Below are 13,112 nucleotides of genomic sequence, written 5' to 3'. Positions count from 1 at the left end.
TCAGTCCTTCACTGTGATCGCCTGGGTGGGGCAAGACACCTCGGCACCTATCAACTGTTGGCGCAGCTCCGCGCGCGGTTCCTCCTGGAGGAGGTGCAGTCCGTCTTCTTGTACGTCGAACACTTCGTGGCAGATGCTCATGCACACGCCGTTGCCGTCGCAGGTGTCGAGATCCACCGAAACCTTCATCGAACCGTGGTCCTTTCCGGCGACTCTTCGGAACCGGTGATGCCCCGGGGGCTGTCGGGTCCCTCTAACTTTCCTTGCGAGCGCGCTCGCTCGCGCGCGGCTTTCGCCGCCGGCGAGTAGTTCAGGTAGTCGACCGCCATCTGGGTGGACGCCTCGTCGTTTGGATGATGACTGGGCCGCATATACCGGCCGGGCGTCGTTACGAGAAGCTTCCATGGCCCCGGCAACCGGTATTCGCGGGCAGCCCAGAGCCAGTCCCGCCAACGCCACTTGCGATCGATGGTCGGGTCCTGGGCCATCAGGTAACGAGCTCCCGCAATCCACCAGCCTATGAACAGCGGCGCGGTGAACAACATCGAGAACGCCCTGATCCAATAGTTCCCGCAGACGTGCTGGTAGACATCGAATACCAGCGAGCGATGCTCCACCTCTTCAGCGCCATGCCAGCGCAGCAAGTCGAGCATCATGGGGTCGGTACGCGCATAGTCCAGACCCCGGTTCGTCAGCACCCACTGGCCCAGCATCGCCGTGAAATGTTCCAGCGCCGCCACATCGGCCAGGCGCCGGTACAGCCACCATCGCTTCAACGCCGGCGGGAAGAACTTGGGCGGATCACCTAACATCACCGACAACGTCTTGCCCAGCCGATCGGTATACGGCTTGGTCTCGATGCCTTGTTCGGCTAAATGGTCCAGCACTACTTGGTGCGCCCAGGCATGCCAGGACTCCTGCTGGATGAACGGTTTGATGGCCGCTTCCAACTCCGGATCGTCCACTAGCGACGATGCCTCCAAGACCGCCTTGATGAAGTGCCGCTCGCCCTCGGGGAGCAACAAATGCAAGACGTTCATCATGTGCGTCGAGAACGGGTCATCGGGCACCCAATGCAGCGGCGTCTCCGACCAGTCGAAACGCACCATCCGGCGATACTTCGGGTGTCCCTCGTGGTGGAGTTCGACCTCCGGCATCAGAAGCTCCTCCCGCCGGTCGATGGCAACCTCGGTCCCTTCGTTCTCTGAAGGCACGGTCGAGCTGAGGGAAATGCGCCGGGGCGGATCTCCGAATTGCACCGTCCGCATTGGGCACGGCGCTGCTTGGACCGTTCCACCCGCCGTCTACCCGCCCGGGCGGGCGGTTATGCGTACCGGTTGATGCCGGATTCCTGGGAGCTCTCTATTGAGACGGATGACTGCGAGCGATAGCTGTTGATATCGCGATCGACACGGGAGTAAGTGCGCCTGTTCAGAGTCGGTTGATCCTTGACGTTTCTATGTCGGTTGATCCTTGACACTCGTGTTGTGGTTTAGGTCCTGGTGCTTGTGCGCAGGGCCCGTTTGTTTCGTACCTCTCCGCGGCTGGTGCGGGCGGCGGTTTTGACTAGTTCGTCGCCGATCCAAAACCTCAACAGTTCGCCGTCAACATGAACGTCGCAGGCCTTCCCGGCGTGGTGTCGACCCACGCAGACCTGTTGCCAGGACACGCAGACGATCCCGTTGGAGCCCACCCGGCGACTGACCCAATCCCCGCCGGTGTGATCGCGGCCAGCCGGTGGAATCTTCGTCGACGCTAGTTGTGCCCCGGGCGCAGGGCTGAACCGTTGCGCCGGAGTGGCCATATCCAGCGACTGATGCGGGCGGTCGTTGTTGTAGTAATCGACCCACTCGTCAACAGCCTGCTGAGCGGTCTTGAGATTGGTGAAAGGCTTTTGGTCGCTGAGGAATTCAGCCCGCAAACTGCGATGGAACCGCTCGATCTTGCCGGTAGTGGTCGGGCTGCGTGGCTGGGTCAACAGATGCTCGATGCCATGCTCGCGGCAGATCGCATCAAAGAGCACTTCCACCGGCGGATGGTTGTACCGCCCGGTGAATACTTTGCCGTTATCCGTCAGTGCTTGATCGGGCGCCCCGTAGGTGGCCAGCGCCAGACGGAACCCATCACACACCGCCCGGGTGCGCTCGCGGGCCATCAACCGCGCCGACACACACATCCGGGAATGGTCATCAAGGCCGGTCAATGCCTTCGCCGATGTTCCATCGGCGATCGGGAATCCGCCCACCACGTCGAGCTGCCACAGCTCCATCGGCGCGCCGCGCTCCCAGCGTTTCCACTTCCGTGAGCGCCGGTCGCGGTCGGCTGGATCGATCATGCCCGCTCGCACCAAGGCCCGATAAGCCCCGGATTCCGAGGGCACCGGCGCCACCCCACGCTTGGCCAACTCATGGACTAGCCGGCGCGGACCCCAATACGGGCGCGACCGGCGCAACTCCAACAGCGCCGCCTCCACCTCGGCGGGCATTTGATGCGGACAATGCGCGGGCCGATGCGAGCGATCGTTGAGCCCTTCCAGGCCCTCGCTCTCATAGCGCCCCAACCAGGTGTGCAGCGTTTGCCGCGACACACCCACCTTGTCAGCGACCAGCGACACCTCCAACCCGTCGCTGATCACCGCCAACACAGCCTGATACCTCTGCTCAGCCACGCTCAACTCCCTCATTCAGGGAGTGTCAAGGATCAACCGAAGTACCTGTCAACAATCAGCCGAAACACTGTCAGGCATCAGCCGAAGACGAAACGTCAAGCATCAGCCGAGGTAATACACGCTTTGAAGTGCGCCGTCAGGGTTTCGAACCCCGGACCCGCTGATTAAGAGTCAGCTGCTCTACCAACTGAGCTAACGGCGCTTGGATCGTTCTAGACACGCCACAATAACAACTTGCCGCCGTCGGGTGAAATCGCCGACAGTAGGCACTGCGGTCGCGCGTGCAGCACCTAGACTACTGGGCAGTAGTACTGGGTCGGTGGGCCACAAGGGGACAAAGCCAGATGTCAGGTGATTCGATGACGCGCGCGCGTCGCCGTCGGCGCTGGGCGGCAGCGCTGATGGTGCCGCTGGCGGTATTCGGCGTCGCTGCCTGCAGCAGCGGCGGCAACACACCGCCGGCGAACATCATCTTCGACAAGGGCACACCTTTTGGTGACTTGCTGGTTCCCAAGCTGACCGCCTCGGTGACCGACGGCGCCGTCGGGGTGGCGGTGGATAACCCGGTGACGGTGAGCGCTGACGACGGCGTGCTGGCTTCGGTGACCATGGCCAACGAGAACGGCAGGTCGATCGGCGGTCAACTGAGCCCGGACGGCGTGCACTGGAAAACCACCGAGCCGCTCGGCTACAACCGGCGCTACACGATCACCGCCAAAGCGCGCGGTCTGGGCGGTGTGACGACTCGACAGCTGAGTTTCCAGACCCATTCACCGAAGAACTTGACGATGCCCTACGCCGTTCCGCGTGACGGTGAGGTGGTCGGCGTCGGCCAAACGGTGCACATCCGATTCGACGAGAACATCGCCAACCGGGCCGCCGCCGAGAAAGCCATCGCCGTGACGACCGACCCGCCCGTGGAGGGTGCGTTCTACTGGCTGAACAACCGCGAAGTGCGTTGGCGGCCAAAGGAATACTGGAAATCCGGCACCGCAGTCGACGTGGCGGTCAACACCTACGGCGTCGACTTGGGCGACGGCGTGTTCGGCGAGGACAGCATGAGCACGCACTTCACCATCGGCGACGAGGTCATCGTGACCGCCGACGACACCACCAAGATGCTGACCGTGCGGGTCAACGGTGATGTCGTCAAAACGATGCCGATCTCGATGGGCAAGGACAGCACACCAACGGCCAACGGCGTCTACATCATCGGCGAGCGGTTCGCGCACATGATCATGGACTCATCGACTTACGGCGTTCCAGTCAACTCGCCCAACGGCTATCGCACCGAGGTGGACTTCGCCACCCAGATGTCCTACAGCGGCGTCTACGTCCATTCCGCGCCATGGTCGGTGGGCGCGCAGGGCCACAGCAACACCAGCCACGGCTGCCTCAACGTCAGTCCCAGCAACGCCCGCTGGTTCTACGACCACACCAAGCGCGGCGACATCGTCGAAGTCCTGCACACCGTCGGCCCGACGCTTCCGGGCACCGAAGGACTGGGCGACTGGAACATTCCCTGGGATCAGTGGCACGCCGGCAACGCCAAGACCTGACGGCCGCTTGCCCAGTCAGTTACGGTACGGCGCTATCGGGCTCGCCCGTCTCGGTCTGCATGCCGAGGTAGGCGGACAACTCCTCGCGCAACTCGGACGTGATGATGCCGAGCTGCCGCCGTGACGCGCCGGCCCCGGCACGCGCATCGCGCTCGGCAGTCAGCGACTGACCCCACAGAGTCGCGCACGCGGTGATCATCGAGTCACGATCCAGCCCAAGTGCGGCGGCCGTCTGTCCGTCGGCGCGGGCATAGCCGGCAGCCGTGACGACTTCCGCGTCGCTGCGTCCAGCGAGAGCGAAGCGCGGGGGAGTGACCGGGGCGTCGGCGAACAGGCCGGCCGGTGGCACCCCGGCCAAGGCCTGCCGCACGCCATCGCCGTCGATCATCACGCCCTCGGCCAGCGATATCGGAGTCTCGGAAACGACCAGATCAGCCAGTGTGACGCGGCAGTCGGGCTGTGCGAGTCGGTCGAGTGCTGCGCAAATAATGAGGTAGAGCGCCAAAGACCCGGTTACCTCGCCTCGCTCAAAAGCCGCGACGCGCAGGTAACTCCAGGGAAAGCCCAGCGCCGTGACTTCCCTGGCCAGCTGGTCATGCGTCGCGCCCAGGACCTCGGAGCGGATGCGACGCACGTTTGCGCCGACGACGGCCACCAGCGGCCGGGCGGCGTCTGCGGGATCGGTTACGGCGATGGTCACGTCTCGAAACGTATCCAATCTGCGAGTCGTTCTAGACAGCCTGCGTGATTTCAGCTACCTTAGTACTGGATACGAAGACGTATCGGAATTCAGAGACATCCTGATTGTTTTCATGGGGTGCCTCAGCGCCAATGTTCGACGGACTTTTCGCCGGGCAGGGGGATTGGACGACAACACAAGCAGCATCGAACGGAAGGCGAATGGATGATGATTCCGACCAAGCAACCGCACACAACCCCACTCGGTCTGAACGTGATGGCCCTATTGCTCGTGTTGGCGGCCCTGGTGGTGGCATTCGGTTGCTGGTTCGACGACGAAATCCATCGTCATACCGAACGCAACGGCGCGGCGTACCACGGCCTGTCCGGCGTTGCCAATACCGGGCACGCGTTGGGAACGGTCGTCGCCCTCCCGTAGGTGAAGACGACCCAACGCGACAGTTTCGGGGTGGCTGACGGGACTCGAACCCGCGACACCCAGGATCACAACCTGGTGCTCTACCAGCTGAACTACAGCCACCATCGCCGCCAGCCCAGCTGGCAGCGACGTCGATACTAGCGGCTCGGGTGCTCGACGGCCGAATCGATTTCCTCTGGCGCGTCCGTCGCGGGCCCCAACGCGGCGGCCACCGCGGCGATGTCGCTGGTAGCGGGGCCCGGCGGCGCGACGAATGCGGTACGCCGGTAGAACTGCAGTTCGCGGATGGATTCATGGATGTCGGCCAGCGCGCGGTGTGCCAGCCCCTTGGCGGGCTGGCCGAAGTAGATGCGGGGATACCAGCGTCGGCACAGCTCTTTGATCGAGCTGACGTCGATCATCCGGTAGTGCAGAAACGAGTCCAGGGCGGGCATGTCGCGCGCGATGAACCCGCGGTCGGTGGCGATCGAGTTTCCCGCCAACGGCGCCGTCTTGGCTTGTTTGACGTGCTGGCGGATGTAGTCGAGCACCATCGTCTCGGCTGTGGCCAGGTCAACCGCGGAGGCGCGCACCTCGTCGATCAGGCCCGAGCGGGCATGCATGTCGGCGACGACGTCGATCATCGACGACAACGCCGCGTCGTCGGTGTGGATCACCACGTCGACGCCCTCGCCGAGAATATTGAGGTCAGCATCGGTCACGAGCACCGCGATCTCGATCAACTTGTCCGACGCCAGGTTCAGCCCGGTCATCTCGCAGTCGATCCACACCAGTTGGTCCCGCGCCGCATTCACCACGCACACGTTAGCCGTCGCCGCTGCCCGGCACCGTCAGGTGCCACTAATGTCATGGTTTGCCCGCATTACTGGGGACAACTGAGGAGGCATGCTGCACCATGGGCTCTCAAACAACCCCCGCACAGCAGATCGCGGCCGGTTATACCGTCGAGGGCCAGGCTCTGGAGTTGGGCACGGTCGTGGTCGACGGCACCGCCGACCCGACCGCGCAGATCCGTATCCCGCTGGCCACCATCAACCGCCATGGGCTGGTGGCCGGTGCCACCGGAACCGGGAAGACGAAGACGCTGCAGCTGATCGCCGAGCAGCTCTCGGCGGCCGGCGTCCCCGTACTGATGGCCGACGTCAAAGGCGACCTGTCCGGTCTGGCGCGCGCCGGCGAGGGCAACGACAAGACGGCCGCGCGCGCTAAGGACACCGGCGACGACTGGGCGGCAACCGGCTTCCCGGTGGAGTTCCTGTCGCTGGGCACCAACGGCATCGGCGTGCCGGTACGGGCCACCATCTCCAGCTTCGGTCCGATCCTGCTCTCGAAAGTGTTGGGGCTCAACGCGACTCAGGAGTCAACCCTCGGCCTGATTTTCCATTGGGCGGACCAGCGCGGTCTTCAGCTGCTGGACCTGAAGGATCTGCGCTCGGTTATCACCCACCTGACTAGTGATGAAGGCAAAAGCGAGCTGAAAGCCCTCGGCGGTGTGTCCTCGACGACGGCCGGTGTCATCCTGCGGGCCCTGGTCAACCTGGAAGCCGAAGGCGCCGACACCTTCTTCGGCGAGCCCGAGCTCAAGCCCGATGACCTGGTGCGCCTCGACGGCCAGGGTCGCGGCGTCATCTCGCTGCTCGAACTCGGCGACCAGGCGGCACGCCCGGTGATGTTCTCCACCTTCCTGATGTGGGTGCTGGCCGACCTGTTCACCTTCCTGCCCGAGGTCGGCGACGCCGACAAACCCAGGCTGGTCTTCTTCTTCGACGAGGCCCACCTGCTGTTCACCGATGCCTCCAAGGCGTTCCTCGAGCAGGTCGAGCAGACCGTCAAACTGATCCGCTCCAAGGGCGTGGGGGTGTTCTTCTGCACCCAGTTGCCGACCGACATCCCCAACGACGTGCTCTCCCAGTTGGGTGCCCGCGTCCAGCATGCCCTGCGGGCGTTCACCCCCGATGACCAGAAAGCGCTCACCAAGACCGTCAAGACCTACCCGAAAACCGATGTCTACGACCTGGAGTCGGCACTGACGTCGCTGGGAATCGGCGAGGCCATCGTCACCGTGCTCTCCGAGCGCGGCGCGCCCACCCCGGTGTCGTGGACCCGGATGCGGGTGCCGCGTTCGCTGATGGCCGCGATCGGCACCGACGGCATCAAGCAGGCGGCTAAGTCCAGCCCGCTGCAGGCCGAATACGGCGAGACCATTGACCGGGAGTCGGCATACGAAAAGCTGACCGCGGAAAAGGCAGCGCCGCAGGATGATTCGCCACCGGCCAAGGCCAAGGGCAAGCGCACGCCGGCACCCGAACCGCAGCCCGAGCGGCTCGGCTGGTGGAAGCGCTTCACCCGCTGGGTGAAAAACATCTTCGCCAGTCCGGCCGCCAAGAGCTTCGCGCGTTCAGCCGGCACCGCCATGGGCCGCGAAATCACCCGCGGCATGATGGGCACCGGCAAGCGGCGACGCTAGTGGCCGCGAAACAGCACCCAGGGCTGTGATCGTCGCCGGCAGCGCGACCCTGGCTTCTGTCTCGCGGCGCCGGTGCTCACTCGCCCAGCTTCTTGTAGAAGCTGCCGACGATCGGCGAGACGATTGCCCGCGGAGCATATTGGCTGGCCACCGACATGGCCTTCGACGTCACACCGGGGACAATGCGCATCTTGTTGCGCGCCAAAGCATCCAGCGAGACCCGCGCAGTATGCTCGGTGGAAATCCACAAGAAGTCCGGCACCAGCTTTTCGACGAGTGACTGCTCGGCTGGATCCGGAAGATCGGTGCGCACCGGCCCTGGCGCCAGCACCGTGACGTGTACACCGGAGCGGCGCAGCTCACCGCGCAATGACTCGCTGAACGTGTTCACGAACGCCTTGCTGGCTGCATAGGTGGCGTTGTAGGGAATCGGCGAGTTGCCCGCTGCCGAACCGGAAATCAGGATGCCGCCGGCGCGCCGTTCGACCATCCCCGGCAGCACCGCCAACGCAAGATCATGCACCCCAAGCACATTGAGCTGCACCTGCGCCTTCTCAGCGGCCGGATCGAGACCCGAAACCGCTCCGAAGGTGGCGGTGCCCGCGTTGGCACACAGGATCGAGATATTCCGAGTGGCCAGTTCGTCGCAGAGCTTGGCCCGGTCGGCGGGGTCGGCCAGATCGGCGGCACGCACCTCGACGGCAACCCCGTACTGGTCGGCCAAGCGCGCGGCAAGTCCGGCGAGCACATCCTCACGTCGCGCGGTGACGATCAAACTGTGGCCGCGCGCGGCCAGTTCGGTGGCCAACGCTTCGCCGATATTCTGCGAAGCCCCGGTGACAACGACACGAGCATCGGAGCTGGGAGCGGGTACGGGCATGCGGCCGACCGTAATTAAAGTGCGTTGCATGAGCAACCCGGTTGCGGGTTCGCGCCCCGCCGGGCGATCCACAGTGTTCGCGTGGGCGTTGTGGGACTGCGGTACCACCGGTCTGAGCGCGATCGTGGTGACGTTCGTGTTTTCCGTCTATCTGACCGGTACTGTCGGCGTCGGCATCGGCGGTGCTACCACGCCGGCGAGTTGGCTGGGCCGTTCACTGGCGCTTGCCGGGCTGACCATCGCGCTGCTGGCACCGGTCGTCGGCGTCTGGGTGGAAGCCCCGCGCCGCCGGCGCATTGCGCTGACCGCCCTGACCGGTCTTGCGGTGGTGCTCACCGCCGCGATGAGCCTGATCCGCGACCAACCCGGTTACCTGTTTGCCGGATTAGCCCTGTTGGCAGCCACCGCGGCCTGCGGCGATCTCGCCAGCGTGCCCTACAACGCCATGCTGCGGCAGCTTTCCACCCCGCGGACATTCGGGCGGATCTCGGGATTGGGCTGGGCTTCCGGGTACGCCGGCAGCGTGGTGTTGTTGCTGGTGGTCTACCTGGCGTTCATCTCCGGTACCGGCGAGACCCGCGGATTGTTGCACCTGCCCACCGCCGGCGGCATGAATGTTCGCGCCGCGATGCTGCTGGCCGCCGCCTGGCTGGCGATCCTGGCCCTGCCGTTGCTGTTCACCGCGCACCGGTTGCCGGCGACCAACGCTGCCGACACGGCGGCGCCGGGCGGTTACCGCAAGCTGTGGGCGGACCTGAGGGCCGAGTGGCGCCGCGACCACAACCTGGTGTATTTCCTGGTGGCCAGCGCGATCTTCCGGGACGGGCTGGCCGGGGTCTTCACGTTCGGTGCGGTGCTGGGCGTCAACGCCTACGGAATCTCGGCGGCCGATGTGCTGATCTTCGGGGTGGCCGCCAGCGTGGTGGCTGCGCTGGGTGCGGTGGCCGGCGGGCTGGTCGACGATCGGATCGGATCCAAGCCGGTGATCGTGGGCTCACTGGCGGCGATCATCGCGACGGGACTCACCTTGCTGACGTTGTCGGGCCCTCGGGCGTTCTGGATCTGCGGATTGCTGCTGTGCGTGTTCATCGGGCCGGCTCAGTCGTCGGCGCGCACCCTGCTGCTGAGGATGTCGACACACGGCAAGGAAGGCGTGGCCTTCGGCCTGTACACGATGACCGGGCGGGCGGTGTCGTTTTTGGCGCCGTGGCTGTTCTCCGTCTTCGTCGACGTGTTCGGCGCCGTCCGTGCCGGCATGGGCGGATTGTGTCTGGTGCTGGGTACCGGACTAGTGGCCATGCTGGTGGTGCGCGCTCCGCGCCGTGATGCCGCCGCGAATCTGCCGCGAACCACCTAATCCGGTGCGTCGCAGACGGTCACGCCCATACCGGTCTTCTCGCGTACCTGAACACCAGCCACCGTCAGAGTGCAGGTGACGTCGTGGCCGATATTGACGATCGTGACGCTGGCTTTCTGGTTGCCGGACTTCGACAGGCTGACTTCCTTGCTCCACGGCAGTGGCACGTTGAACTCGGTCTGGTGCATGCCGCCGTTGTCCACATAACTGATGCTGATCGCCCGGCCGTCGCCGTTGACGTTGTAGACGACGGAGTCGGTACCGGCCGCGCCGGTCGTCTCACTTGGTTCGGCAGACTGGCTGGGCGCGGCGGCGCTGCTGCTCGGCGATCTCGACGTGGCCGAGGACGGCGCCTTCGAGCCGGACATGGTGGGCAGCGGTGCGACGGTGGTCTGGTTCTTGGCCGAGCCGTTGGCGATCACCAACGCGATCACCATAGCGATGACCAGCAACACCGCTGCGGCGGCGGCAATCCATAACCAGCGCGGCGCTTTCGGACGCTGCGGCGGCTGGTCCTGCGGCGGCTGACCCTGTGACCACTGGTCTTGCATCCAGTACTGCGGCAGCTTCTCGGTGGGATTGGTTTCGGTCGGTCCCGGGCGATGCGAAGGCCCGTAGGACGATTGACCGCCGTAACCGGGATCGCTGTACGGCGGATAAGGCTGACGCAGCCGTTCGGTCGGTTCGGCCTCCTGGCGTGACCCGCGGAAGTGCCCGGGTCGACGTGGATCGTTCATGCCCACCTCATGGTGGCAGGGTACCTGCAGAACGATGCAGGCTATCGACGCACCTGAGCGTCCCGCGTCACTGGCTCTCACCACCGGCAGACAGCGCGGCGACCGTCATCGACCGCATCACCGCGCGGGAGCGCGCGGCCCGGGTGTCGCGTTTCATGCTGTGCGGAGTCGAGTTCAACAGGCCGAACACCGCGTGAGCCATCAGCCGTGCGTCGGCTTCGGGCAGGCCGGGCGCCAGCTCGCGCAGCACGCCCACCCAGACCTCGACATACTGCCGCTGCGCGCTGCGCACTTGCCGCTCGGCGCTGGCCGGTAGGTGCGCCAGGTCGCGGTCCTGGATACGGATCAGATCTTGCTCGCCCAGCGCAAAGTCGAGGTGAAAATCGATGAGGCCGTCCAGCGCCTCGGCGGTGTCGCCGCTCGCGGACCGCACTGCCCGCGCCCCGGCGAGCAACCGGGTACTAATCCCCACCAACAGTTCGACCAGCAGCGACTCCTTGTTGGGGAAGTGCCGGTAGATGGCCGGACCGCTGACACCGGCCGCCGCGCCGATGTCCTCCAGCCGCACCGCCAGAAACCCGCGTTCGGCAAACAGCCGCTCGGCCGCCGACAACAGTTGCGCGCGCCGGTCGGACTTCAACTGGCTGCGACGATTCGGGACCTCGGGGTCGGCCGGGGCAGACGCTGCCATAACGGCCTCCTGGACAGTTCGGTTAATCGCCACTAACATAACACGAGTTAGTCGTCATTAACCGAAATCGGCGGAAGATACATGACCTCTGCGGCGGCCAATCGCGAGGCGCACCGTGCGCTGGTGGCGCAGTTGCACGACAAGCTGGCCGCCGCGGCCCTGGGTGGTTCGCAGCGCGCTCGGGCTCGTCACGTCGACCGGGGCAAACTGCTGCCGCGCGATCGCGTCGACGGCCTGCTCGACCCCGGCAGCCCATTGCTGGAACTAGCGCCGCTGGCCGCCGATGGCATGTACGACGACGAGTGCCCCGGCGCGGGCATCATCACCGGCATCGGTCGAATCTCCGGCCGCGAGTGCATGATCGTGGCCAACGACGCCACCGTCAAAGGCGGCACGTACTACCCGATCACCGTCAAAAAGCATCTGCGGGCGCAAGAAATCGCCGGGCAGAATCACTTGCCCTGTATCTATCTCGTCGACTCCGGCGGCGCGTTCCTGCCGCGTCAGGACGAGGTGTTTCCCGACCGGGAGCATTTCGGCCGGATTTTCTACAACCAGGCCAAACTCAGTGCCGAGGGCATCCCGCAGATCGCCGCGGTGCTCGGATCCTGTACGGCCGGTGGCGCTTACGTGCCGGCGATGAGCGACGAGGCCGTCATCGTGCGCAACCAGGGCACCATCTTCCTGGGCGGGCCGCCGCTGGTGAAGGCCGCCACCGGCGAGGTGGTCACCGCAGAAGAGCTCGGGGGTGGTGATTTGCACTCCAAAACCTCCGGTGTCACCGATCATCTCGCGCACGACGACCGCGATGCGTTGCGCATCGTCCGGCGCATCGTCTCCACGCTGGGCCCGCGGCAACCGCGAGCCTGGGACGTCATGCCAACTGCGGAACCGGTCGCCGATCAGTCCGAGCTCTACGACGTGGTGCCCGTCGATCCGCGGATTCCGTACGACGTGCACGACGTCATCACCCGCGTCGTCGACGGCGGCGAATTCAGCGAGTTCAAGGCGGAGTACGGCAACACGTTGGTCACCGGATTCGCCCGCATCCACGGCCATCCCGTCGGCATCATCGCCAACAACGGCGTGCTGTTTTCCGAATCCGCGTTGAAGGGTGCACATTTCATCGAGTTGTGCGACAAGCGGATGGTGCCGCTGCTGTTCATGCAGAACATCTCCGGGTTCATGGTGGGCCGTGACTACGAGGCGGGCGGTATCGCCAAAAACGGCGCGAAGATGGTGACCGCGGTGGCATGCGCTCGGGTGCCCAAGCTGACCGTGGTGATCGGCGGTTCCTACGGTGCGGGCAACTATTCGATGTGCGGTCGCGCGTATTCACCGCGCTTCCTGTGGATGTGGCCGAACGCCCGGATCTCGGTGATGGGCGGCGAGCAGGCCGCCTCGGTGCTGGCGACAGTGCGTGGCGAGATGACGGCCGAAGAGGAGGACACCTTCAAGGCCCCCATCCGCGCGCAGTACGAACACCAGGGCAACCCGTACTATTCGACGGCTCGACTCTGGGACGACGGGGTGATCGATCCAGCCGATACCAGAACCGTTGTGGGCTTGGCTCTTTCGGTGGTGGCGAACGCGCCCGTGGAGCCGGTTTCCTACGGCGTATTCCGGATGTGAGGGT

At 65.0% G+C, this 13,112-nt stretch carries 13 protein-coding genes and 2 tRNA genes; 5 read left to right on the top strand and 10 right to left on the bottom strand.

Features of this window, described 5'->3' with window-relative positions:
* From AC5Y49_RS03870 to AC5Y49_RS03855, 4 genes are all read right to left on the bottom strand, one after another.
* Window positions 1–189 carry a ferredoxin gene (locus AC5Y49_RS03870; protein WP_499884435.1) on the bottom strand — a complete coding sequence of 63 codons (189 nt, stop codon included), beginning with the start codon at window positions 187–189 and terminating at the stop codon, window positions 1–3.
* On the bottom strand, window positions 186–1,157 hold the full coding sequence (locus AC5Y49_RS03865; protein WP_499884434.1) for a metal-dependent hydrolase: 972 nt from the start codon (window positions 1,155–1,157) through the stop codon (window positions 186–188). Before AC5Y49_RS03865 ends, AC5Y49_RS03870 begins: the two co-directional genes overlap by 4 nt.
* A gap of 335 nt (window positions 1,158–1,492) precedes the next feature.
* Window positions 1,493–2,683, bottom strand: a complete 1,191-nt coding sequence (locus AC5Y49_RS03860; protein ID WP_499884433.1) for an IS481 family transposase — start codon at window positions 2,681–2,683, stop codon at window positions 1,493–1,495.
* Window positions 2,684–2,797: 114 nt separating this feature from the next.
* Window positions 2,798–2,870: transfer RNA gene (locus tag AC5Y49_RS03855), tRNA-Lys, on the bottom strand.
* Window positions 2,871–3,012: 142 nt separating this feature from the next.
* On the opposite strand from AC5Y49_RS03855, the gene AC5Y49_RS03850 reads away from it, so the two are divergent.
* Window positions 3,013–4,227, top strand: a complete 1,215-nt coding sequence (locus tag AC5Y49_RS03850) for a L,D-transpeptidase (protein ID WP_499884432.1) — start codon at window positions 3,013–3,015, stop codon at window positions 4,225–4,227.
* Window positions 4,228–4,246: 19 nt separating this feature from the next.
* Here AC5Y49_RS03850 and AC5Y49_RS03845 read toward each other — a convergent pair whose 3' ends face one another.
* Complete coding sequence (locus tag AC5Y49_RS03845) at window positions 4,247–4,927, bottom strand: hypothetical protein (RefSeq protein ID WP_499884431.1); 681 nt, start codon at window positions 4,925–4,927, stop codon at window positions 4,247–4,249.
* A gap of 204 nt (window positions 4,928–5,131) precedes the next feature.
* Between AC5Y49_RS03845 and AC5Y49_RS03840 the strand changes: the two genes are divergently transcribed.
* The gene (locus tag AC5Y49_RS03840; protein WP_499884430.1) at window positions 5,132–5,344 is read left to right on the top strand and encodes a hypothetical protein; all 213 of its coding nucleotides are present in this window, start codon (window positions 5,132–5,134) and stop codon (window positions 5,342–5,344) included.
* Between the two features lie 29 nt (window positions 5,345–5,373).
* Here the strand turns inward: AC5Y49_RS03840 and AC5Y49_RS03835 are convergent.
* Window positions 5,374–5,446 (bottom strand) — tRNA-His (locus AC5Y49_RS03835).
* A 35-nt stretch (window positions 5,447–5,481) separates the two neighbouring features.
* Window positions 5,482–6,138 (bottom strand): oligoribonuclease, encoded by a 657-nt coding sequence (gene orn, locus AC5Y49_RS03830; protein ID WP_499884429.1) that lies wholly within the window; start codon window positions 6,136–6,138, stop codon window positions 5,482–5,484.
* Between the two features lie 71 nt (window positions 6,139–6,209).
* On the opposite strand from orn, the gene AC5Y49_RS03825 reads away from it, so the two are divergent.
* Entirely contained in the window at window positions 6,210–7,811 is a 1,602-nt protein-coding gene (locus AC5Y49_RS03825) for a helicase HerA-like domain-containing protein (RefSeq protein ID WP_499884653.1), read from the top strand.
* A gap of 76 nt (window positions 7,812–7,887) precedes the next feature.
* Here AC5Y49_RS03825 and cmrA read toward each other — a convergent pair whose 3' ends face one another.
* A complete protein-coding gene (cmrA, locus tag AC5Y49_RS03820; protein ID WP_499884428.1) occupies window positions 7,888–8,691 on the bottom strand; it encodes a mycolate reductase in 804 nt (267 codons plus the stop codon).
* 28 nt (window positions 8,692–8,719) lie between these two features.
* Between cmrA and AC5Y49_RS03815 the strand changes: the two genes are divergently transcribed.
* Window positions 8,720–10,048, top strand: a complete 1,329-nt coding sequence (locus tag AC5Y49_RS03815) for an MFS transporter (protein ID WP_499884427.1) — start codon at window positions 8,720–8,722, stop codon at window positions 10,046–10,048.
* Here AC5Y49_RS03815 and AC5Y49_RS03810 read toward each other — a convergent pair.
* Window positions 10,045–10,785 (bottom strand): MmpS family transport accessory protein, encoded by a 741-nt coding sequence (locus AC5Y49_RS03810; protein ID WP_499884426.1) that lies wholly within the window; start codon window positions 10,783–10,785, stop codon window positions 10,045–10,047. The genes AC5Y49_RS03815 and AC5Y49_RS03810 overlap by 4 nt on opposite strands.
* 67 nt (window positions 10,786–10,852) lie before the next feature.
* Entirely contained in the window at window positions 10,853–11,476 is a 624-nt protein-coding gene (locus AC5Y49_RS03805; protein ID WP_499884425.1) for an SACE_7040 family transcriptional regulator, read from the bottom strand.
* An 81-nt stretch (window positions 11,477–11,557) separates the two neighbouring features.
* Between AC5Y49_RS03805 and AC5Y49_RS03800 the strand changes: the two genes are divergently transcribed.
* Window positions 11,558–13,108, top strand: a complete 1,551-nt coding sequence (locus tag AC5Y49_RS03800; protein WP_499884424.1) for a carboxyl transferase domain-containing protein — start codon at window positions 11,558–11,560, stop codon at window positions 13,106–13,108.
* The last annotated feature ends 4 nt before the right edge of the window (window positions 13,109–13,112 follow it).

The organism is Mycobacterium sp. NGS62, assembly GCF_059812285.1.
This window is presented reverse-complemented; position numbering and strand designations above follow the sequence as displayed.

What these genes read in the sequence shown, in the direction of transcription:
- AC5Y49_RS03870 (WP_499884435.1), bottom strand. Translation starts at nt 189, where the DNA reads ATGAAGGTTTCGGTGGATCTCGACACCTGCGACGGCAACGGCGTGTGC.
- AC5Y49_RS03865 (WP_499884434.1), bottom strand. Translation starts at nt 1,157, where the DNA reads ATGCCGGAGGTCGAACTCCACCACGAGGGACACCCGAAGTATCGCCGG.
- AC5Y49_RS03860 (WP_499884433.1), bottom strand. Translation starts at nt 2,683, where the DNA reads ATGAGGGAGTTGAGCGTGGCTGAGCAGAGGTATCAGGCTGTGTTGGCG.
- AC5Y49_RS03850 (WP_499884432.1), top strand. Translation starts at nt 3,013, where the DNA reads ATGTCAGGTGATTCGATGACGCGCGCGCGTCGCCGTCGGCGCTGGGCG.
- AC5Y49_RS03840 (WP_499884430.1), top strand. Translation starts at nt 5,132, where the DNA reads ATGATGATTCCGACCAAGCAACCGCACACAACCCCACTCGGTCTGAAC.
- cmrA (WP_499884428.1), bottom strand. Translation starts at nt 8,691, where the DNA reads ATGCCCGTACCCGCTCCCAGCTCCGATGCTCGTGTCGTTGTCACCGGG.
- AC5Y49_RS03815 (WP_499884427.1), top strand. Translation starts at nt 8,720, where the DNA reads ATGAGCAACCCGGTTGCGGGTTCGCGCCCCGCCGGGCGATCCACAGTG.
- AC5Y49_RS03810 (WP_499884426.1), bottom strand. Translation starts at nt 10,785, where the DNA reads ATGAACGATCCACGTCGACCCGGGCACTTCCGCGGGTCACGCCAGGAG.
- AC5Y49_RS03805 (WP_499884425.1), bottom strand. Translation starts at nt 11,476, where the DNA reads ATGGCAGCGTCTGCCCCGGCCGACCCCGAGGTCCCGAATCGTCGCAGC.
- AC5Y49_RS03800 (WP_499884424.1), top strand. Translation starts at nt 11,558, where the DNA reads ATGACCTCTGCGGCGGCCAATCGCGAGGCGCACCGTGCGCTGGTGGCG.